This window comes from Salicibibacter cibarius, from assembly GCF_016495725.1.
Classification (GTDB): Bacteria; Bacillota; Bacilli; order Bacillales; family Marinococcaceae; genus Salicibibacter; species Salicibibacter cibarius.
The window spans coordinates 4,362,685-4,383,572 of the sequence record NZ_CP054705.1 but is presented as its reverse complement, the minus strand read 5'-3'; the positions used below and the strand labels follow the sequence as shown (position 1 = coordinate 4,383,572).

At 49.1% G+C, this 20,888-nt stretch carries 19 protein-coding genes; 18 read left to right on the top strand and 1 reads right to left on the bottom strand.

Features of this window, described 5'->3' with window-relative positions; all coding sequences use genetic code 11:
• The first annotated feature begins 221 nt into the window (after window positions 1-221).
• The 6 genes from fsa to HUG15_RS22085 all read left to right on the top strand — a co-directional run bounded on the left by fsa (window position 222) and on the right by HUG15_RS22085 (window position 5,661).
• Entirely contained in the window at window positions 222-872 is a 651-nt protein-coding gene (gene fsa, locus HUG15_RS22110; RefSeq protein WP_200125892.1) for a fructose-6-phosphate aldolase, read from the top strand.
• 231 nt (window positions 873-1,103) lie between these two features.
• Complete coding sequence (locus HUG15_RS22105; RefSeq protein WP_200125890.1) at window positions 1,104-2,390, top strand: UDP-N-acetylglucosamine 1-carboxyvinyltransferase; 1,287 nt, start codon at window positions 1,104-1,106, stop codon at window positions 2,388-2,390.
• A gap of 14 nt (window positions 2,391-2,404) precedes the next feature.
• On the top strand, window positions 2,405-3,376 hold the full coding sequence (gene glpX, locus HUG15_RS22100; protein ID WP_200125888.1) for a class II fructose-bisphosphatase: 972 nt from the start codon (window positions 2,405-2,407) through the stop codon (window positions 3,374-3,376).
• 307 nt (window positions 3,377-3,683) lie between these two features.
• A complete protein-coding gene (rho, locus tag HUG15_RS22095; RefSeq protein ID WP_200125886.1) occupies window positions 3,684-4,982 on the top strand; it encodes a transcription termination factor Rho in 1,299 nt (432 codons plus the stop codon).
• Between the two features lie 111 nt (window positions 4,983-5,093).
• A complete protein-coding gene (locus HUG15_RS22090; protein WP_200125884.1) occupies window positions 5,094-5,339 on the top strand; it encodes a type B 50S ribosomal protein L31 in 246 nt (81 codons plus the stop codon).
• A 175-nt stretch (window positions 5,340-5,514) separates the two neighbouring features.
• Window positions 5,515-5,661 carry a hypothetical protein gene (locus HUG15_RS22085; protein WP_200125882.1) on the top strand — a complete coding sequence of 49 codons (147 nt, stop codon included), beginning with the start codon at window positions 5,515-5,517 and terminating at the stop codon, window positions 5,659-5,661.
• 55 nt (window positions 5,662-5,716) lie between these two features.
• Here the strand turns inward: HUG15_RS22085 and HUG15_RS22080 are convergent, their stop codons facing one another.
• Complete coding sequence (locus HUG15_RS22080) at window positions 5,717-7,057, bottom strand: FAD-dependent oxidoreductase (protein WP_200125879.1); 1,341 nt, start codon at window positions 7,055-7,057, stop codon at window positions 5,717-5,719.
• Between the two features lie 134 nt (window positions 7,058-7,191).
• Here HUG15_RS22080 and prfA point away from each other — a divergent pair, with 134 nt between their 5' ends.
• The 12 genes from prfA to HUG15_RS22020 all read left to right on the top strand — a co-directional run bounded on the left by prfA (window position 7,192) and on the right by HUG15_RS22020 (window position 20,802).
• The gene (prfA, locus tag HUG15_RS22075; protein ID WP_200125876.1) at window positions 7,192-8,262 is read left to right on the top strand and encodes a peptide chain release factor 1; all 1,071 of its coding nucleotides are present in this window, start codon (window positions 7,192-7,194) and stop codon (window positions 8,260-8,262) included.
• Window positions 8,249-9,133, top strand: a complete 885-nt coding sequence (gene prmC, locus HUG15_RS22070) for a peptide chain release factor N(5)-glutamine methyltransferase (protein WP_200125874.1) — start codon at window positions 8,249-8,251, stop codon at window positions 9,131-9,133. Before prfA ends, prmC begins: the two co-directional genes overlap by 14 nt.
• Window positions 9,134-9,217: 84 nt before the next feature.
• Window positions 9,218-9,805, top strand: coding sequence for a stage II sporulation protein R (locus HUG15_RS22065; RefSeq protein WP_200125871.1), 588 nt, complete (start codon window positions 9,218-9,220; stop codon window positions 9,803-9,805).
• Between the two features lie 94 nt (window positions 9,806-9,899).
• On the top strand, window positions 9,900-10,943 hold the full coding sequence (locus tag HUG15_RS22060) for an L-threonylcarbamoyladenylate synthase (RefSeq protein ID WP_200125869.1): 1,044 nt from the start codon (window positions 9,900-9,902) through the stop codon (window positions 10,941-10,943).
• Window positions 10,944-11,491: 548 nt separating this feature from the next.
• On the top strand, window positions 11,492-12,649 hold the full coding sequence (locus HUG15_RS22055) for an ArgE/DapE family deacylase (protein WP_200125867.1): 1,158 nt from the start codon (window positions 11,492-11,494) through the stop codon (window positions 12,647-12,649).
• A 597-nt stretch (window positions 12,650-13,246) separates the two neighbouring features.
• Window positions 13,247-13,795 carry a manganese efflux pump MntP gene (locus HUG15_RS22050; RefSeq protein ID WP_200125865.1) on the top strand — a complete coding sequence of 183 codons (549 nt, stop codon included), beginning with the start codon at window positions 13,247-13,249 and terminating at the stop codon, window positions 13,793-13,795.
• Window positions 13,796-13,861: 66 nt separating this feature from the next.
• Window positions 13,862-14,302, top strand: coding sequence for a low molecular weight protein arginine phosphatase (locus tag HUG15_RS22045; protein ID WP_200125863.1), 441 nt, complete (start codon window positions 13,862-13,864; stop codon window positions 14,300-14,302).
• 3 nt (window positions 14,303-14,305) lie between these two features.
• Entirely contained in the window at window positions 14,306-14,743 is a 438-nt protein-coding gene (rpiB, locus tag HUG15_RS22040; protein WP_200125860.1) for a ribose 5-phosphate isomerase B, read from the top strand.
• Between the two features lie 18 nt (window positions 14,744-14,761).
• The gene (locus HUG15_RS22035; RefSeq protein WP_200125858.1) at window positions 14,762-15,307 is read left to right on the top strand and encodes a TIGR01440 family protein; all 546 of its coding nucleotides are present in this window, start codon (window positions 14,762-14,764) and stop codon (window positions 15,305-15,307) included.
• Between the two features lie 90 nt (window positions 15,308-15,397).
• Window positions 15,398-16,633, top strand: a complete 1,236-nt coding sequence (locus HUG15_RS22030) for a serine hydroxymethyltransferase (RefSeq protein WP_200125856.1) — start codon at window positions 15,398-15,400, stop codon at window positions 16,631-16,633.
• 119 nt (window positions 16,634-16,752) lie between these two features.
• The gene (gene upp, locus HUG15_RS22025; RefSeq protein ID WP_200125854.1) at window positions 16,753-17,382 is read left to right on the top strand and encodes a uracil phosphoribosyltransferase; all 630 of its coding nucleotides are present in this window, start codon (window positions 16,753-16,755) and stop codon (window positions 17,380-17,382) included.
• Window positions 17,383-18,588: 1,206 nt separating this feature from the next.
• A complete protein-coding gene (locus HUG15_RS22020; RefSeq protein ID WP_200125852.1) occupies window positions 18,589-20,802 on the top strand; it encodes a S8 family serine peptidase in 2,214 nt (737 codons plus the stop codon).
• Window positions 20,803-20,888 lie beyond the last annotated feature (86 nt).

Below are 20,888 nucleotides of genomic sequence, written 5' to 3'. Positions count from 1 at the left end.
TTATGTTATAATACACAAGTAGTGAATGGTCTATCGAAATATAGAGCTATATATCACATTAATTGTATATTTATTATGCCATTGGTCTCAATGGGTTTTGCAACTCAAGCGAAAACCTCCAATGGATTTATAAGGTTTATATAGTTTATGAATATCTCGAAGGGAGGAAGGCAAGGACGTTGGTTTTTTGGATAGTTAAGCGGCATCCTTGCTGAACCGTGATGAAATTTTTTGTTGATTCGGTAAATATGGATGATATTCGTTTTGCCCATGATCTCGGCATTCTTAGCGGAGTGACGACCAATCCCAGTCTTGTTGCAAAAGAAGGGGTGGATTTCACGTCACGGTTACGGGAAATCGTTTCGGTTGTGAAGGGTTCCGTAAGCGCGGAAGTAATTGCCACGGAAGCCGGGGAAATGTATAAAGAAGGAAAAGAATTAGCGGCCATAGCGCCAAATATTACCGTGAAAGTTCCGATGACACTGGATGGCCTAAAAGCGGTAAAGGCTTTAAAAGCGGATGGAATTGACACAAACGTAACCCTTGTTTTTTCAAGTGTGCAAGCGCTTTTGGCAGCCAGAGCCGGAGCCACTTATGTATCCCCATTTATCGGCCGCCTTGATGATATAGGCCATAGCGGCGTTAACCTGATTGGAGAGATCGCGAACAGCTTTGCATTACATGGCATTGATACGCAAATCATCGCAGCTTCCGTCCGTCATTCCATGCACGTGGCAGAAGCAGCCAAACAAGGCGCTCACATTGCAACGATCCCGCCTAAGGTGATCCATCAACTTGTACAGCATCCGTTAACAGATAAAGGGTTGGATGCTTTCCTTGCCGATTGGGAAAAAATGAATGGGAAAGATTAGCGTTTTAACGGTTACCGAAAGGCGTCTAGAAAGATGAAGGGATGTCTACACTGGGCAAGTAAGAAGTATAAATCAACTTTATTGCCTGCATAAGTGCAACTAAGGCATTCGCCATAAAAGCTTGGCGAAAAGCCAAGTTTTCTAAAAATGTTAAAAAAATATGCTAGCAGGTATTCCTATCAATAATTTTGCGAGTGGTGAGACAATTGCCAAATGAGGAAGTGACAGACGATGGACAAGCTAATGATAGAAGGTGGACATACGCTATCCGGCAACGTCCACATCAGTGGAGCTAAAAACAGTGCGGTGGCGTTAATACCTGCGGCAATACTGGCGGACGCACCTGTTCATGTCGATAATCTGCCGCTGATCTCAGATGTTGGAATTTTGGCGGACTTGTTGCAGCACATTGGGGCTGATGTTGATCTGTACGGGGAATCGATCACCATTGACCCGCGTAATATTATCCCTACACCGTTGCCGAATGGCCGCGTAAAAAAAATGAGAGCTTCTTATTATATGATGGGTGCCATGTTGGGGAAATATAAACAGGCCGATATAGGACTGCCCGGAGGTTGTAACCTTGGCCCCCGGCCGATTGATCAACACATTAAAGGCTTTGAAGCATTGGGAGCCAAGGTATCCAATGAACAAGGATCCATTTTTTTACGGGCAAATGAACTTAGGGGAGCAAGAATCTATTTGGACGTTGTCAGCGTAGGAGCCACGATTAATATTATGCTCGCTGCCGCCCGTGCAAAAGGGCGAACAGTGATTGAAAATGCGGCAAAAGAACCGGAAATCATTGATGTTGCTACGATTTTAACGAGCATGGGGGCGGTCATCAAAGGCGCGGGTACGGATGTCATCCGCATTGAGGGAAAAGAAAAACTGGCAGGATGCAACCACACGATTATCCCCGATCGCATTGAAGCGGGCACGTACATGATAATGGCAGCTACAATGGGCAAGGACGTGATGATTGAGAATATCATTCCCGATCATTTAGAATCGTTGATAGCAAAGTTACAGGAAATGGGCGTCGAGGTGATTACAAAAGATGATTCGGTCGTCGTACGCTCAAACAACGATCTTAAAGGGGTGGATATTAAAACACTTGTCCATCCCGGATTCCCGACGGATTTACAACAACCGGTGACGTCCCTGCTTGCCAAGGCCCGAGGCACGAGTATTATTACGGATACGATCTACAATTCCCGTTTTAAGCATATTGATGAGTTACGGCGAATGGGTGCCGATATAAAAGTTGAAGGGCGTTCCGCAATGGTTAACGGCGGAATAAAATTGGAAGGCGCGCGCGTGAAGGCGAGTGATCTGCGGGCGGGTGCTGCCTTGGTCATCGCGGGGCTTTTGGCGGACGGTGTCACGGAAGTTACCGGAGTGCACCATATTGATCGAGGATATGAAGCTTTTGAGGAGAAGCTCCTACAATTGGGAGCCAGGCTTTGGCGGGAAGAAATGACAGAGGAAGAACAGGAACAATTGAAACATTCGTAATGGGGGAAAAGCAGATGGAAAGAAGTTTAACGATGGAACTTGTGCGTGTCACCGAGGCGGCAGCCTTATCATCCGCAAGATGGATGGGGCGAGGGCTTAAAGAGGAAGCGGATGATGCTGCAACAAGTGCCATGCGTGATGTATTCGATACGATCCCGATGAAGGGAAGAGTCGTGATTGGCGAAGGGGAAAAAGACGAAGCGCCGATGCTTTATATTGGGGAAAAATTGGGGACCGGTTCCGGCCCCCGTGTTGACGTTGCCGTAGATCCGGTGGAAGGAACAAATATTGTGGCCAACGGCCAATGGAACGCATTGGCTGTCATCGCGATCGCTGATCACGAGAAACTGTTACATGCCCCGGATATGTACATGGATAAAATAGCCGTTGGTCCTGACGCGGTCGGTGCGATTAACTTGGATGCATCTGTTGCCGATAATCTTCAGGCGGTCGCGAGGGCACGGGGAAAAGACGTTGATGATCTTGTTGTCAGCATTTTAAATCGAGAACGCCATCGGAATATTATTAATGATGTCCGAAAAGCAGGTGCCCGTATCAAGCTTATTCAAGACGGAGATGTGGCAGCCGCCATTAATACAGCCTTTGATGAAACGGGTGTGGATATGTTAATCGGTGCCGGCGGCGCACCGGAAGGTGTGATCTCGGCTGTTGCTTTAAAATGCCTTGGCGGAGAAGTGCAAGGCCGCTTACTGCCGAAAGACGATGCAGAAGCGGATCGTTGCCGAGGGATGGGCATCGAGGACCTTTCGAAAATTCTGTACATGGATGATCTTGTCGGAGGGGATGACTGTATTTTCGCCGCTACGGGCATTACGGACGGGGAGCTGTTGAAAGGCGTCCACTACAAAAGCAAACGGGCGTCCACGCAATCGCTTGTCATGCGGGCAAAATCCGGAACCGTTCGCTTCGTGGACGGGAAACATAATGTTGAGAAAAAACCGGCTTTTGTATTTAAAGACGCATAATGGCTTGCTTGGAACTTGGCGCAACGCCAAGTTTTTCTAACCTTTGATGAGAAACGTGGCATAATATAAAAAATAGGCCTACGGTCGTGTTCGCGCCTCTGTTTTTGTCTTATGTTGTCGTAGTGGTTTTTTTAAGCGGCTTCATATGTTACTTTTAAAGTAACCATAGAGACAGTATCACATCCAACCTTAATGGACCCTGCCTCGCTTCCTACAACAGAGAGAATGTTGTTGCTTTGCCTCTCCTTTATGTATTCCTAAATAGAAATTGTAAGCAAAAAGTTGAATTTATGAAAGACGGTGATGAATGTTGAGTTTATCTATAGCGGAGCTTGAAGATAGAACGTTGCGGGATCTTTACAGGCTCGCGAAAGAATTTAGAATTTCTTATTATAGCAAATTGACGAAACAGGAACTGATTTTCGCGATTTTAAAAGGACAGGCGGAGCAGGATGGTCATATGTTTATGGAAGGCGTCTTGGAAATTATACAAACGGAAGGGTATGGTTTCCTGCGGCCGATTAATTATTTGCCGAGTTCTCAAGATATTTACATTTCTGCATCGCAAATTCGCCGTTTCGATTTGCGCAATGGAGACCGTGTGTCCGGCAAGGTGCGCAAACCGAAAGATAACGAGCGCTATCATGGATTGTTGCAAGTAGAGGCAGTGAATGGGGATGAACCGGAGACAGCGAAAGAACGCCCCCATTTTCCTGCGCTTACGCCGTTATTTCCGAATGAACGCATGCGCTTGGAAACGAATCCCGGCCGGCTTTCCGCCAGAATTATGGACATTATTACCCCGGTGGGCTTCGGGCAACGGGGGTTGATTGTGGCACCTCCGAAAGCGGGCAAGACGTCGCTGTTGAAACAGGTGGCGAACAGTATTACGGAAAATCATCCCCATGCGGAATTAATTATGTTGCTCATTGATGAACGCCCGGAAGAAGTGACCGATATTGAACGTTCGGTAGAAGGGGAAGTCGTTCATTCCACCTTTGATGAAGTGCCGGAAAATCACGTGAAAGTGACAGAACTTGTGCTAGAACGGGCGATGCGTCTCGTGGAACAAAAAAAAGATGTCGTCATTTTAATGGACAGCATTACGCGGTTGGCCCGGGCGTATAACCTCGTCATCCCGCCGAGTGGACGAACGTTATCCGGAGGGATTGACCCCGCTGCCTTCCATCGCCCGAAACGGTTTTTCGGGGCTGCCCGCAATATCGAAGAAGGGGGCAGCATGACGATCTTGGCCACGGCACTCGTCGACACGGGTTCACGCATGGATGATGTCATCTATGAAGAATTTAAAGGCACAGGGAACATGGAACTGCACTTGGACCGTCGTCTCGCGGAAAGGCGAATATTCCCGTCCATCGATATCCGGCGTTCCAGCACGCGAAAAGAGGAGCTGCTCGTTACGAAAAGCCAGCTTGAAAGTTTGTGGGCGATGCGCAAAACGATGAACGATTCGCCCGAATTCATCGATCATTTTATTCGCAGGATCAAAGATACGAAAACGAACGATGAATTTTTTGAGCGTATGGAACAAGACAAAGCGAGAGCAAACACAAAAGCGAAAGCCGGAAGTTATTCATCCGGATGAATCCCCGGCGGCTAAATCATACCCTTGAAAAACGTAAACTGCCTTGGTATAATCACAACATGTGTGAAACGAGCGCTTATATTTAAGCGTGTAAGAGGAGGGAACGCAACAATGAAAACGGACATTCATCCGCAGTATCAAAATGTTGTCTTTTTAGATACAGGCACTGGTTTCAAGTTTTTGGGCGGTTCGACAAGTACGTCATCAGAGACGATTGAATGGGAAGACGGGAATACGTACCCACTGCTTAAGGTAGAAATCAGTTCGGACTCCCACCCTTTCTATACCGGGAAACAAAAGCTTGTGGACGCAGGTGGCCGGATCGACAAATTCAAAAAGAAATACAACTTGGATTAATAAAAAAGACTGCCCGGCTGTCATTAACGTGACAGTAAAGGCAGTCTTTTTTTGTTCCATTTAAAGATGTTTATCTTTGATAAAGGATTAAATTTTTTCCAACATTAACCTCCATGATTGCACGCGCTTGTTTAGGGCAGAATAGAGATACACCTCTGAACAAGGAGGTATTAGAATGGTTAAAAAGCTCTGCTGCTTGCTGCTGTTGGTGAGTCTCGTTGCTTGTTCACCGGCAAATCCGCCGCAGGCCATCGATGCGTACGGATTGCACGATTATATTCAGATGAATGGACTTGGAGTTGCAGTTTTGCCGGACGAATAGGCTAAACAGAGGAGCCTCTCTGCATTTGCGTAAGCAGAGAGGCTTCATTGTTGTACTAATTCACCCGCCTGGCCGCTTGTTGCACAGGGTCCCATACGCCGTTATAGGGCGGGGCATAAGACAGATCGAGGTCTTCAAATTCATCCATGCTCATCCGATGAAAAAGCGCTGTTGCCAAAACGTCAATACGTTTATCGACGCCTGATTCCCCGATGATTTGTGCGCCGAGGAGTAAATGGTTATCGGTTCGGTACACAAGCTTAATATGGAGCGGTTTTTTATCCGTGAAATAGCCGGCAATGTCTGTTCCTTTATAATAGACGGATTCGGCGGGGACCTCCAATCTTTCTGCTTCTTTTTCCGAAATTCCCGTACGGGCCGCAGTCAAGCGAAGAAAACGAAAGATGGAAGTGCCGACAACGCCTTGAAAGGATTTTTCTGTCCCGCTCATATTTGTGCCGGCAATGCGCCCTTGCTTGTTAGCATGCGTACCCAAAGGCAAGAAGTCATGCTGTTCTTTAATACGATGGTACTGTAAGGCACAATCCCCGGCTGCGTAAACATTCGCAAGGTTGGTTTTCATTTGGCCATCGACGTGAACGGCACCTTTTTCGTTTAGCTCGATATCCGTTTCGCGTAAAAAGGATGTATTCGGTTTAATCCCCGTAGCGAAAACGACAAGGTTGGTCGGGAAAGCTTCATTGTCCGCGTACAAAGCATTTACGCGCCCTTCTGTATCCGCCCTTAGTTCCGTGACGGTTTTGTTGAACACGATTTCGATTCCTTGTGCGTTTGCTTCCTCATGCAAAAGGGAGGCCATATCGCCGTCAAACATTTTCGCCAATTGCCCATTGCGCTCCACGATGCGCACGGGAATATGTTGCGAGGCAAAGGCTTCCGCGAGCTCGAGTCCGACGTAGCCGCCGCCAACGATGGTTACTTGGCGGTGTTGATGGAGGTCAGCTTGTAAGCGTTCAAGATCGGGAATGGTTTTCAGCGTGTGCACACCTTGCAGGCCGTTACCCGGAAGCGAAGGGATAACGGGGTCTGCGCCGGTAGCGATTAACAATTTGTCGTAAGGGATGGTGAACGGCTGGTCCAACTCCAAATCGATGCCGTGTACGTATTGTTTTTGTGGATCGATGCTTTTGACTTCATGGTAAGTACGTGCGTCGATGCCGTATTTTTTACGAAATGTTTCCTTTGATCTGGCAATCAAGTCATCCGTTTGGGCGACCGAGCCTTCAATGACATAAGGCAACCCGCATTGCGCATAGGAATAGATGCCGCCTCTTTCCAATGTCGTGACTTGAGGCTCATCAGAGTCACGGCGGATAATTTGCATGGCGGCGCTCATTCCCGCGGCATCGCCGCCGATGATCACGTATTGTTTCATAGCTATACCTCCAGTCTGATGTATCATTCCCTCTCATGCATGAAAAGAAACCGGGGCTTGTGGCGCGATCCTCATTTTGACGCTTCCGCCCCCTTATATTATACTGTGTGAAGCAGTAGAATGAGGTGAATGTTGTGTTCGAAAAATTGCAATCGGTGGAAGATCGCTATCTACAGCTTAACGATTGGCTTAGCGACCCTGATATTGTGAATGATCCCGACAAACTACGCGATTATTCAAAAGAACAGTCGGACTTGGAAGAAACTGTACAAACATATCGTGATTATAAGCAGACGACAGAAGAACTCGAAGAAGCTAAAACGATGTTAAATGACAACATGGACGATGACATGCAGGAAATGGTTGCCGAAGAGATTGAGGAATTAAGCAGTAGAAAAGAGGAGCTCGAAGCGCATTTGAAAGTCTTGCTTATCCCAAAAGATCCCAATGACGAAAAGAACGTCATTGTAGAGATTCGCGGTGCCGCCGGGGGAGATGAAGCTGCCTTATTTGCGGGAGACCTATTTCGAATGTACAGCCGCTATGCGGAAAAAAACCGTTGGAAAGCGGATGTCATCGAATCCCACGAAACGGATATGGGCGGATTTAAAGAAATTATTTTCGCGATTAACGGAGAAGATGCATTTTCGAAAATGAAGTATGAAAACGGCGCCCATCGCGTCCAGCGAGTGCCTTCCACGGAATCCGGCGGCCGCATTCACACGTCCACGGCGACGGTTGCCGTATTGCCGGAAGCAGAGGATGTGGAGGTGGAAATTCACGATAAGGATTTGCGCATCGACACCTTTGCTTCCAGCGGGCCCGGCGGCCAAAGCGTCAACACGACTATGTCCGCTGTCCGCATTACCCATGACCCCACCGGTATCGTCGTCTCTTGCCAAGATGAAAAATCGCAAATCAAGAATCGCGATAAAGCGATGAAAGTGTTACGGGCACGTATTTATGACAAATATCAAAAAGAAGCGGAAGATGAGTACGCGGAGAATCGTAAACAGGCCGTGGGGACCGGCGATCGTTCCGAGCGAATTCGTACGTACAACTTTCCGCAAAGCCGTGTCACCGATCATCGGATCGGATTAACGTTGCAAAAGCTTGATCAAGTGATGGAAGGAAATTTGGAAGAGATTATCGAGCAATTGATTGTTGAGGAACAGGCGGAGCTGATGGAGAATGCACAGCAATAACGGACAGGGGAGATCTGCCTCGCCCCCCCGTGTATCGGAAGCCCTGCAGTGGGCTTCGTCTTTTTTTCAGGAAAAAGGGATGGAAAAAAAAGCGGCGGAATACTTAATGCAAGATTTGTTGCAATTGGATAACGTTGCCTATCATCTCCATTTAAGAGAAAAATTAAGCGATGAACAGTGGGGACGATATAAAGCGTGGGCAGAGCGCCATGGCGAGGGTGAACCGGTACAATACATTACAGGCGGTGCCTATTTTTACGGGCGCCGGTTCAGTGTAAATCCGTCCGTATTGATTCCCCGCCAAGAAACAGAGGAACTGGTGGAGCTCGTGATAGCGAAGGCACAGAAACGTTTTCAGCGGCCGGCGATTGCGGATGTCGGCACGGGAAGCGGGGCGATCGCGATCACGCTTGCCCTGGAGTGGCCGGAGGCGACAGTATCGGCTTTGGATGCATCCCGTGAAGCACTGGCAATTGCCAGGAAGAATGGAGAAGGCTTGGGGGCTTCCTCCCTGGCGTTTATCGAAGGGGACATGCTTAGGCCTTTGCGGGATCAAGGCATGCATATGGATGTGATCGTGGCCAATCCTCCTTATATCGCTACCCGCGAATGGCGAGAGTTGGACTTGCTCGTGCGCGGCTATGAGCCACGGCAAGCATTGGATGGCGGTGGAGATGGGCTGTTTTTTTACCGAAAATTGGCAGAAGGCATCCCTTACGTGCTTTCGGCAGATGGACTGGCTATTTTTGAAATTGGTGAGATGCAAGGTCCGTCCGTCATGCTGCTCATGGAACAACAGTTGCCCGGTGCGAATATAGATATTGTTCAAGACATCAACGGAAAAGATCGTTTTGTTATGATTGAAAGGTAAATCGCAAACTTTGTCGGACGATTATGTGTTTAGGCCATCCTTTTTTTTGCCCAGACTTGCGGGTAGAGAGGATGGGATCGGCTGATGAAATTATCTATTATTTATGTTTTTATTGGTTTATTTTTGGTTGTGGGGAATTGGGAAAGCCAGCAACAGCATTGGCAGGAAGAGGATCCGGTGCCGGAGGATTCGATTCGGCTGCGGATTTTTTCCCATGATGATTCATTGCTCCAACAGGAAATTAAGCGAGAAGTGAGAGATGAAGTGGCGGTCTATAGTGCCGAGCATATGGATGAGGTGCCGACAAAAGAAGAGGCGCGAGACGTATTCGACGCACATTTGGAGACAATCGAAAAAAAAGCGGAAGACGTCGTCCATGCTTATGACGCTTCGATGCCTGTGGATGTGTCATTGGAAAAAAACGTGGAGTTTCCAACCCGTGTGTATGGTCCGCTCGTTTATCCGGCAGGGAATTATGAAGCGTTGGTCATTGATATCGGGGACGGGGAAGGAGAAAACTGGTGGTGCGTGCTTTTTCCCCCTCTTTGTTTATCCGACCTTGGGATCGGGGAAGAAGAGGAAGAGAAAGAAGAAAAGGAAGAAAACGTTGAAGAGGAGCCTGAATTTTCGTTCTTTCTTGCTGAAGTTTGGGATGACTGGTTCGGAGCATAGAAATGTGCATAAAGGGCGATTTCATGTGGATAAGTAAAATGTAGCAAAAACCCTTGTTCTAAAAGGGTTTCGCGGACATGGAGGAGAAAAATCGATGAGTTGCCAACAGACGGAGCATTTAGTTGTGGACAACTATGTTGATGAAAAAGCATGGCGGGAGTGTGTGGGAAAGGCAGCGCACATCCTGCGTGCAGAGGAGCTTGTTGCTTTTCCGACAGAAACGGTCTACGGTTTGGGAGCGAACGGATTGTCCACACGGGCTGTGAAAAAAATATTTGAAGTTAAAGGGCGCCCGAGTGATAATCCGCTTATTTTACATATTGGTTCGTTGGCACAATTACATCCGCTGATACGTGCGCCTCTTTCTTTTCACGCTGAAAGATTGATCGAACATTTTTGGCCGGGACCTCTAACGCTTATTTTTCCCGCGAGTGACCGTGTACCGCCGGTGGTGACTGCTGGCCTCGACACGGTGGCCGTGCGTATGCCGGCGCATCCATTGGCACGTGAGATCATTGCAGAAGCGGATGTGCCTATAGCGGCACCGAGTGCGAATCGTTCGGGAAAGCCGAGTCCGACGCGAGCGGAACATGTAAGTGAGGATCTGGATGGACGTGTGGCCGCGATTATTGATGGGGGAAGCACCGGATATGGCCTCGAGTCGACCGTCGTAGATGTAAGTGACGGAGAGAGGCCCCCGCGGATTTTGCGTCCGGGCGGCATTACGGAAGAAGAGTTGGAAGAGGCGCTTGGTTTATCAATGGTCGTCGAAGATCGGGAGCGAAGCAAACAAAATGTGCGAGCGCCGGGCATGAAATACCGCCATTATTCCCCGGATACAAACGTTAAGCTTGTGGATGGCCCAAGCAAGGACATGCAAGCGCGCATTGATGAGGCAAGAAAGCGCGGCGAAAAGGTGGCAGCCGCGATCACTTCGGAACGAGTGGAAAAAATTTCGGCAGACGAAGTTCTGATCTTGGGGGACGCGTCTGATCTACAAACCATATCATCCCATCTATACAATCATTTGCGAGCTGTTGATAAAATGGATGTAGATGTCCTATTCGTACAAACATTTACGGAGAAAGGGCTCGGCAAGGCGATTATGAACCGATTGTATAAGGCGGCCCATTCATAAGTGGCTTGAGATGAGGAGTCACCACGCTTCGGAAGCGTATAAATCGGGTGACAATGATCACACCACTGCCGGCCACGCGTGAGACTGTCTGTTGACGACCGAAAGACGCCTGAGTTTTGGAGTTACGGCGTCAAGTCGTCAAAGCTCGAATTAGGGATTCCAAAGCTATTGTAGTGGATTATGGCCTTCGAACATCGGCAGTAGAGGCCAGTAGGAACAAATCAATCATTGGTAGGTCAGAAAGTTGATTTGTACTTTCTGACCTACATAAGCGCAACTAAGGGTTTTCGCCATAAAAGCTTGGCGAAAACCAAGTTTTCTAAATTGGTGTGATCAAGAGATTCAGCCCTTCACTAGTGTTAAACGGGTGAAATAAATGATTATCTGTAGTTGTGACAGCCAATGCAGAGCTTTTTATGTCCGCGAAATTTTAGTCGGACATCATCGATGATAACGCTGATGGTGTGAGCGGTGAATTATACCAATAGGCGCTAGATCACTGCTCTGTTTCACGTGAAACATGCAGAAGAATTGGGAGGGGTAGAAGAATGGAACAAACGAAAGCAATCGATTGGCTAAAGGCTATTTTGCGAACGGATACGGTTAATCCACCGGGGAATGAGGAACGGGTAGCTAAACAACTTGAGGCTCTATTCTTAGAATGCGACATTCAAACCGAACGAGTCCCTTATTCAGATGGGCGCATGAATTTGATCGCCACTCTTAAAGGAGATGGGGGTTCGGACAAGGTGCTCGGGCTCTGCGGCCATATGGATGTTGTCCCGACAGGCGATCGGCAATGGTCTTATGATCCATTCGCTGCGGATGAAGTGGATGGAAAGATTTATGCACGTGGAGCCTGTGACATGAAAAGCGGCCTTATGGCGTGTGTCATGGCTATGATCCAGTTAAAAGAAGCGGGCGTAAAACTGGCGGGAGATGTGAAGCTATTGGCAACCGTTGGGGAGGAAGTCGGTGCCGTCGGAGCAAAGCAGCTCGTTGAGGAAGGACATGCCGATGATCTTGATGCCTTAATCATTGCCGAGCCGACGAAATCGGAGATCGTTGTCACCCACAAGGGTGCGCTTTGGATAGCGATCACTTGTTATGGAAAAACAGCCCATGGTTCCCGCCCGCATCACGGGGTGAACGCATTGATGCATATGAATGAAATCATGAATGCGCTTCTCAGTGACCGTTTTCAGATGAAGTATCGCCGTGAAACGCTTCTCGGTGAACCTACTTTTAGCATGAACGCCATCTCCGCCGGGGCAAACACAAACGTCGTTCCTGATTCCTGTACGTTAAAATTAGACATCCGTTCAGTCCCTTCCCAGGACCATAAAGAGATTGTTGCTGACATACAAAGCATCATCGACGAGGTGAAAGAAAGCCTCCCGGATTTAAACGCGGATATCCATGTGGAAAATGATTTGTCCCCAATGCAAACGGCGCCGGATCATGCTTTTGTAGATTTTTTATTGGATTTTTACGAATCGGAAACAGGCGAGCGCAAAACACCGCGGGGAATGAGCGGCTACACCGATGGTTCTCAATTCATGAAAAATAAAAAAGATTTTCCGATTGTTATTTGGAGCGGTATTCAAGGGAGCACCGCTCATCAACCGAATGAGTATGTGGACATCGCGGATTACTTACGGACGATTGATTTGTTCAAGGCTGTTGCGCAGGAATACTTAAGATGAGCTATTATCGTTAATGAAGCTGGGGGTAACGCCGCCTGTTTAGGTGTCGTGAGCGGGTCATGGAGCCCGAAACCGGTTGATCGCCACGTTTTCGGTCGCCATGCCCGTGCCATGAGCCCCGAAAGCGTTTAAGCGCCGCCTGTTCGGTCGCCATGAAAGGGTCATGGAGCCCGAAACCGATTGATCGCCACGTTTTCAGTCACTATGCCCGTGCCATGAGCCCCGAAAGCGAGTAAGCGCCGCTCATTCGGTTGCCATGAAAGGGTCATGGAGCCCGAAACTGATTGATCGCCACGTTTTCAGTCGCCATGCCCGTGCCATGAGCCCTGAAACCGAGTGAGCGCCGCCCGTTCGGTCGCCATGAAAGGGTCATGGAGCCCGAAACCGATTGATCGCCACGTTTTCGGTCGCCATGCCCGTGCCATGAGCCCCGAAAGCGTTTAAGCGCCGCCTGTTCGGTCGCCATGAACAGCCATCGAACCCTCAACCGCTGAATCATCGTCCTGCCTCACACCGTTCATCCTTAATTTTTTGCCCTCTCTGATTTCTATTCGACTCCTTGTCCGCATAAGTTGGTGAGAGTCAGGGGGTCCGCCTATGGCCGAATCGATCAGTATGTTAGCATTGGCAATTGTATTGGGGATGGATGCGTTTTCAATGGCGATGGCACTTGGTTTTCAAGCCTTTCGTATTCATGCTGTTAAAGCTGGCATTACGGTAGGTTTGTTTCACGTGCTCATGCCCATTGCCGGCATCGGAATTGGGCATTGGATGGCAAATGTTTATAGCCTCGATGTTGTTTATTTTATCGCAGGGGTTATCCTTGTGTGGATTGGGCTGCAAATGATGATTTCAAGTCGTAACAGTAAAGAAAATCCAATCTTACAATTACATGGCACTGGCTTATTTTTATTTGCCTTCATCGTCAGCATGGACAGTTTTTCCATCGGCATCTCACTCGGGATTTTCGGTGCTAAAACTTTTGCGGTCGTTTTCGCGTTTGGTTTATCGAGTGCCGTCTTAACATGGACAGGGCTGATCCTTGCAAGGTTGACGCGCAGCCATATCGGCAATTGGGGAGAATTATTGGGTGGCATTATTCTTTTATTGTATGGATTAAACACGATTCGTCCTTTGTTTATGTGAAACACGGCATGGGTCATCCATCTATGTTAAAATAAACAAAAAGAGAGAGATTGAGGAGGAAAAAGAATGGCCGTAAAACGGGTCTTGCTCGTTTGTACGGGCAATACGTGCCGCAGTCCGATGGCCGAGGCGCTATTAGCCGCAAAAGAGACAGGCGTGGAAGTGAAATCGGCCGGCATGCAGGCATTGGCAGGTGGCCCTGCTGCTCCCCACGCGCGCATCGTTGTCCGTGAACATGGAGCCACTTTGGATGAGCACCATGCCGAACGATTAACAGGGGCGTTGCTGGCCTGGGCGGACCGAGTATGGACAATGACACAGGCGCAAGCTTTACAGATAAAGCAACAATATCCCGCCCATGAAAATAAAATTACAACGTTGGCAAGTGCCGGCGGCTCCCATGAAGATATAGCGGATCCGGTCGGCGGTGACCTTGATGAGTATCGCCGGACCGCCGGGCAAATCAATCAAATGCTGGAACGTATCGAGTGGCGAAAGGGGCTTTAAAAAATGAAAGTGATTATTGGATCAGACCATGCCGGCTGGGCATTAAAAAAAGAAATTTTCCCCATACTTGAACAGTTAGGATTTGAGTATAAAGATGTTGGTACCAACAGTTCGGAAAGTGTGGATTATCCGGATTTCGCCAAACCTGTGTCTGAACAGGTAGCGGCAGGGGATTACGATCTCGGAATCCTCATTTGCGGCACCGGCATTGGGATGTCGATGACGGCGAACAAAGTTCCCGGTGTCCGTTGCGCGCTCGTAAACGACGTATTCAGCGCAGAAATGTCCAGGCTTCATAACAATGCAAACGTACTCGCGATGGGCGAGAGGGTCATCGGTCCCGGCCTGGCAAAAGCAATTGTGGAAAAATGGATTTCCACCGAGTTTGAAGGTGGGCGTCATGCGAACAGAGTGGAAAAAGTGATGGAGACGGAAAAATAACGTCGAGGGGGTGAACGCATGGGCAGGGAAGCGCCCGGAAATGTTTTGGAAAAACTTCTGCACGAATTGAATGCTCAAGCACAATTGTGTCCGAAATCCTTGCTCGTCGTTGGTGCAAGTACGAGCGAGATCGCAGGCGAACGTATCGGCAGCGCAGGTTCGGAAGCAATCGCGGCAGATGTTTTTAACGCCATTGAACGCTTTCGAAAACACATCGGATGCACCGTTGCTTATCAAGGGTGTGAACACATTAACCGTTCCCTCGTTGTCCCCTGTGAGTATGCAGAAGATTATGATTTAGAGATTGTGTCGGTCGTTCCCTGCCGCAGCGCAGGCGGATCGCTCGCGACGTATGCATATGCTCAGGAGGATGACGCGGTTGTTGTGGAAGCTGTTCGTGCCGATGCCGGCATTGACATCGGCGCGACATTGATCGGCATGCATTTAAAGCATGTCGCTGTTCCGGTTCGCGGCAGCAAAGCTTTTATCGGCCAAGCTCCCGTGACGATGGCGTGTACACGCCCGAAATATATTGGCGGCCCGCGCGCGAGTTATCCTGAATAGAAAACTTATCTGCCCACAAGGCCTTTTCCGTGTTAAAATGAAGTGAAAAACATACATCATTTTCAGTTTGAAAGGGGCAGACAACGAATCATGAAAAATGTTCAGCAACAAGATCCGGAAATTTTTGCCGCTATTGAAGATGAACGATCTCGGCAAAAAAATAAAATCGAATTGATCGCTTCCGAAAACTTTACAAGCGAGGCAGTTATGGAAGCTCAAGGTTCGGTTTTGACGAATAAATACGCAGAGGGGTATCCGGGCCGCCGTTATTATGGCGGCTGTGAATATGTGGACGTGGCGGAGAACTTGGCACGGGACCGGGCAAAAGAGCTTTTCGGTGCTGAACATGTCAATGTCCAACCCCATTCCGGTGCCCAGGCGAACATGGCGGTTTATTCTGCCATTTTAGAACACGGGGACACAGTGCTTGGCATGAATTTATCCCATGGTGGCCATCTTACCCATGGGAGCCCGGTTAATTTTAGCGGCATTCAATACAATTTTATCGAGTACGGCGTGAATGAAGACGATCAGCGCATCAATTATGATAAAGTATTGGAGGCTGCCCGTGAACATTCGCCAAAACTAATTGTCGCCGGTGCTTCTGCATATCCTCGTGGCATTGATTTTAATAAGTTTCGGGAAATCGCAGACGATGTAGGCGCGTATCTCATGGTTGATATGGCCCATATTGCAGGTTTGGTCGCTGCAGGCAAGCATCAGAACCCTGTTCCTTACTCTCACTTCGTTACAACGACGACCCACAAAACATTGCGTGGCCCTCGGGGCGGTATGATTCTTTGTGGAGAAGCATTCGCGAAGAAAATCGACAAGATGGTATTCCCGGGAATGCAGGGCGGGCCGCTCATGCACGTAATTGCTGCCAAGGCGGTTTCTTTTAAAGAAGCGCTCGAGCCTTCTTTTGCCGCGTATGCAGGTCAAGTTATAAAAAACGCCAAACGCTTAGGCGTTGCTTTGCAAAACGAAGGCATCAACCTTGTTTCCGGCGGTACCGATAATCACTTGTTGCTTTTGGACTTGCAAAGCTTGAATTTGACCGGAAAAGCAGCTGAAAAAGCATTGGATGATGTAGGTTTGACCGCGAATAAGAACGGGGTGCCTTTCGATCCTGAAAGTCCGTTTGTCACGAGCGGCATTCGACTCGGCACGGCAGCGGTCACGACACGTGGCTTTCAAGAAGAGGATATGGATGAAATCGGCGCGCTGTTTGGCTTAGTGTTGAAAAATATGGATGATGAAGCGAAACAAAAAGAAGCGCGTGACCGCGTGAGCGCCTTGACGAATAAGTATCCATTGTATGCATAATGTGTAGATGTAAGCGACCTGTCCATCAAAATGGCAGGTCGCTACTTGATGCTGCTTCTTTTTTTCTGTACAATTTTGAAGGATAAAAGATGCGGGATACGTAAAGGAGAGTGAATCGCTTGGGAAAAATTTATGTTTTTGATCACCCCCTCATCCAACATAAACTCACATATATCCGAGATGTATCGACCGGGACGAAGCAGTTTCGCGAATTGGTGGATGAAGTCGGCTCCTTGATGGCTTTTGAGATTACAAGGGATTTGTCCCTTGAAGAAGTGACCGTTAATACACCGGTCGGGCCGTCCACATCGAAAGTGATCGCGGGCAAAAAACTGGGGCTTATCCCCATCTTGCGGGCAGGATTGGGAATGATGGACGGAATACTTAAATTAATGCCGAACGTTAGGGTGGGTCATGTTGGGTTGTATCGCGACCCGGACACATTTGAGCCTCACGAATATTATATTAAGCTCCCGAAAGATATTGAAGACCGCGACCTCATTGTTATTGACCCTATGCTCGCCACCGGGGGTTCCGCCGTGGCAGCAATCGATGCGCTGAAACAACGAGGCGCCAGCAACATGAAATTGATGTGCCTAATCGCGGCTCCCGAAGGAGTCGGGGAAGTTCAAAAAGCGCATCCGGACGTTGATATTTATCTCGCGGCATTGGATGAAAAGCTCGATGAAAAAGGTTACATCGTTCCCGGTTTAGGGGATGCAGGCGATCGTCTCTTCGGAACAAAATAAGAAAGTTGAAGACCGCCATACATAGTGGCGGTTTTTTTGGTGTGCGGGTGTCGGTCATGGCGCCCGGAAGCGGGGGTAGCTCGCAATTTCGGGCGTCATGAGGCAGGCATGGCGCCCGGAAATGAAAACCCGGCGCCATTACGGTCGCTATGAGACAGTCATGACGCCCGAACTCGAGTGAAGTTGGGTATTTCGGTCACCATGAAGCGGCCATGGCGTCCGAACTAGAGCGAAGTTGGGTATTTCAGTCGCCATGAAGCGGCCAGGCGCCCGAACTAGAACGAAGCGGGGCATTCCGGTCGTCATGAAGGGGTCACATGGTGTCCGAACTGGAACGAAACAGCTTTCATAAATAGCCCATGACGCCCGAACTCGAGCGAAGCAGGGGGTAACGGTCTTCATGAAGCGGCCATGACGCCCGAACTCGAGCGAAGCAGGGGGTAACGGTCTTCATGAAGCGGCCATGACGCCCGAACTCGAGCGAAGCAGGGGGTAACGGTCTTCATGAAGCGGCCATGACGCCCGAACTCGAGCGAAGCAGGGGGTAACGGTCTTCATGAAGCGGCCATGACGCCCGAACTCGAGCGAAGCAGGGGGTAACGGTCTTCATGAAGCGGCCAGGCGCCCGAACTAGAACGAAGCGGGGCATTCCGGTCGTCATGAAGGGGTCACATGGTGTCCGAACTGGAACGAAACAGCTTTCATAAATAGCCCATGACGCCCGAACTCGAGCGAAGCAGGGGGTAACGGTCTTCATGAAGCGGCCATGACGCCCGAACTCGAGCGAAGCAGGGGGTAACGGTCTTCATGAAGCGGCCATGGCGTCCGAACTAGAGCGAAACAGCGCATAACGGTCACTATGAAGCGGCCGTGACGCCCGAATTTGAACGAAGCCGAGCATTTCGGTCTTCATGAAGCGATCATGGCGCCCGAACTGGATCGAAACGGCGCATTACGGTCACTATGAAGCGGTCATGACGCCCGAACTGGATCGAAACGACACATTACGGTCACCATGATTAGCCCATGGTGACCGAGCTTGAACGAAGCCGAGCACTTCGGTCGTCATAAACAGCTCTCCATTACATCTGCATGAATTTTGCTAGGAACGAACAAACTATGAGGGTCCGGCATTCTTTAGCAGTTAGAGGCAGCGGATGACGAGGATGGATCCTCCCGCCTCTAACCCACACTAGGAGGGCTCACATGGAATTTCTTTGGCGTTTATTATTTATTCTGGCTTTCGCTGGCCTGGCCCTAGGCGTAGGCAGTAATGTTCAGGGCCAAGGAGAAGCGAAAACAGTGATCGTACACGTCGACGATGATCCGGAAATCGTCCAAGAAGAGATTCAAGAACGTACCGATTACGAGCCGGACTACATATTTTCATCTGCTTTTCTTGGCATGGCATACACGCTTCCCGAGACAAGTGCAGATCAATTGGAAAACGTCCCGGGCGTAAGCCGTGTCGACGATAGTGTTCAATATGATCATGCCTTAAGGGAAAGTGTGCCCTTTATCGGCGCTGAAGATATCCGCACACAACTTGACGACTTAGGCATTCGGCTTAGCGGCCACGGGGTAAAGGTCGGTGTCATCGACACGGGCATCGATTACAACCATCCCGATTTACAAAAAAATTACGCGGGCGGTTATGATGTGATCGATGACGATCACGACCCGATGGAAACAAAAGCAAAGGGGAAAGCGATTACTTTCCACGGGACACACGTCGCGGGGATCATCGCTGCGAATGGAAGTGTGCGGGGAGTCGCTCCTGATGCGGACATCTATGCATACCGCGCACTGGGACCTGAAGGCCAAGGGTCAACGGAACATGTTCTTGAAGCGATTGATCGCGCGGTCGTTGATGGTGTGGACGTTTTGAACCTCTCATTGGGGAATCCTGTAAACGGTCCTGATTGGCCGACGAGCAAAGCTTTGGACGAAGCGGCGGAAGCCGGGATAATCACGGTTACTTCAAGCGGCAACAGCGGTCCTGACATGTGGAGCGTAGGGTCACCCGGAACATCGGAAAAATCGATTTCCGTCGGTGCTTCAACCCCACCGTTAAAAGTCCCGCAGTTAACGGTACCCGAGATTCATGAAGAAGACCGTGAATTGGACTTGCAACCGATACAGGGGACCGCTCCTTGGAATATGAAAAGAAGAATAAATATCGTGGATGGCGGCCTTGGCTTGCCGGAAGACTTGGCAGATGTACGTGGCCGCGCGGTATTGATCGAACGCGGGGGCATTCCGATCCAAGCTAAAATGGAAAATGCAAATGATGCCGGGGCTGACGCGGTTTTGCTTATGAATAACATACCGGGACCGTTTATGGCCGGGATGGAAGAAGAGATGGACGTCATAGCTGCGTCTATTGACAATAAAGCAGGCAATCAATTAAAAAAAGTGATCAACGACAATGAAAATAAGGAAGTCGTCATCGAGACCAATTACGTAGAAGAAACTGATCATATGGCCATATTCAGTTCCCGCGGACCGGTGACGCAAACGTGGGATATTAAACCGGATGTTGTTGCGCCCGGTGTAGATATCGATAGCACGGTTCCGGAAGGATACCAAGGATTAAACGGCACAAGTATGGCAGCGCCACATATTGCAGGGGCGGCGGCACTGGTAAAACAAGCGCATCCGGATTGGGAGCCGGAACAGGTGAAAGCGACGCTAATGAATACGGCTGTTTCCCTCTCTAACGATGAAGGAGAGACTTATCCGCCGTTTGTCCAAGGGGCAGGACGTGTGGACATTGGCGCCGCGATTGAAAATGATACGCTTGTTTACCCAGGGGCCTTGTCTTTTGGTGTATGGGAAGCGGAAGAATCAAATCAGCGTTTGGAAAGGGAGATTACGATTGAGAATCAAAGCGCGCACCAACGCACGTATTCTTTCGATGTTCCAACTTCTTTAGGGACCGGATTGAATTGGAAAATGCCGATGCCGATCACATTGGATCCGGGGGAAAAACAGACAGCAACCGTTAACGTTGAAATCCAACCAGATATCATCGACTTTAAACGCATTGATGGAGAAATCAACGTGAGTGGTGGCAGGCAAGACATCTCCCTTCCATTTCTTCTCTTTAGTGATGAGCCGGATTATCCTCGGCTCAGCGGATTTCAATTTGCCAAAGTGCCCGACCGCGATTATTGGATGTATGAAGTTTTCTTGCCCGGAGGGGCGGAAGAGCTGGAAATCACCCTTTATGAGCCGGATACATTCGCATATGTCGGCACCCTTGACAGCCAAAAAAATCTTCCCGAAGGACCATTTGAAAAAGAATTCCATGCAGATGAGCTTCATTTGGACCCGGGAATCTACCATGTCATCGTTTATGCGAAATATAAAGATCGTGAGGACACGCTGGAAACGCAAATTGCGGTTGTCGAAAAATAGCGGCGTCTAGAGGGGTGATTGCAATTGTCATCGTTTTGACACATTGGAACACACCGAAATCCTTGCTGCTCCCGCTTTTATACGAA

Excerpts from the sequence above, each read along its gene's own strand:
- fsa (WP_200125892.1), top strand. The coding sequence starts at position 222 with ATGAAATTTTTTGTTGATTCGGTAAATATGGATGATATTCGTTTTGCC.
- HUG15_RS22105 (WP_200125890.1), top strand. The coding sequence starts at position 1,104 with ATGGACAAGCTAATGATAGAAGGTGGACATACGCTATCCGGCAACGTC.
- glpX (WP_200125888.1), top strand. The coding sequence starts at position 2,405 with ATGGAAAGAAGTTTAACGATGGAACTTGTGCGTGTCACCGAGGCGGCA.
- rho (WP_200125886.1), top strand. The coding sequence starts at position 3,684 with ATGTTGAGTTTATCTATAGCGGAGCTTGAAGATAGAACGTTGCGGGAT.
- HUG15_RS22090 (WP_200125884.1), top strand. The coding sequence starts at position 5,094 with ATGAAAACGGACATTCATCCGCAGTATCAAAATGTTGTCTTTTTAGAT.
- HUG15_RS22085 (WP_200125882.1), top strand. The coding sequence starts at position 5,515 with ATGGTTAAAAAGCTCTGCTGCTTGCTGCTGTTGGTGAGTCTCGTTGCT.
- HUG15_RS22080 (WP_200125879.1), bottom strand. The coding sequence starts at position 7,057 with ATGAAACAATACGTGATCATCGGCGGCGATGCCGCGGGAATGAGCGCC.
- prmC (WP_200125874.1), top strand. The coding sequence starts at position 8,249 with ATGCACAGCAATAACGGACAGGGGAGATCTGCCTCGCCCCCCCGTGTA.
- HUG15_RS22065 (WP_200125871.1), top strand. The coding sequence starts at position 9,218 with ATGAAATTATCTATTATTTATGTTTTTATTGGTTTATTTTTGGTTGTG.
- HUG15_RS22060 (WP_200125869.1), top strand. The coding sequence starts at position 9,900 with ATGAGTTGCCAACAGACGGAGCATTTAGTTGTGGACAACTATGTTGAT.
- HUG15_RS22055 (WP_200125867.1), top strand. The coding sequence starts at position 11,492 with ATGGAACAAACGAAAGCAATCGATTGGCTAAAGGCTATTTTGCGAACG.
- HUG15_RS22050 (WP_200125865.1), top strand. The coding sequence starts at position 13,247 with ATGGCCGAATCGATCAGTATGTTAGCATTGGCAATTGTATTGGGGATG.
- HUG15_RS22045 (WP_200125863.1), top strand. The coding sequence starts at position 13,862 with ATGGCCGTAAAACGGGTCTTGCTCGTTTGTACGGGCAATACGTGCCGC.
- rpiB (WP_200125860.1), top strand. The coding sequence starts at position 14,306 with ATGAAAGTGATTATTGGATCAGACCATGCCGGCTGGGCATTAAAAAAA.
- HUG15_RS22035 (WP_200125858.1), top strand. The coding sequence starts at position 14,762 with ATGGGCAGGGAAGCGCCCGGAAATGTTTTGGAAAAACTTCTGCACGAA.
- HUG15_RS22030 (WP_200125856.1), top strand. The coding sequence starts at position 15,398 with ATGAAAAATGTTCAGCAACAAGATCCGGAAATTTTTGCCGCTATTGAA.
- HUG15_RS22020 (WP_200125852.1), top strand. The coding sequence starts at position 18,589 with ATGGAATTTCTTTGGCGTTTATTATTTATTCTGGCTTTCGCTGGCCTG.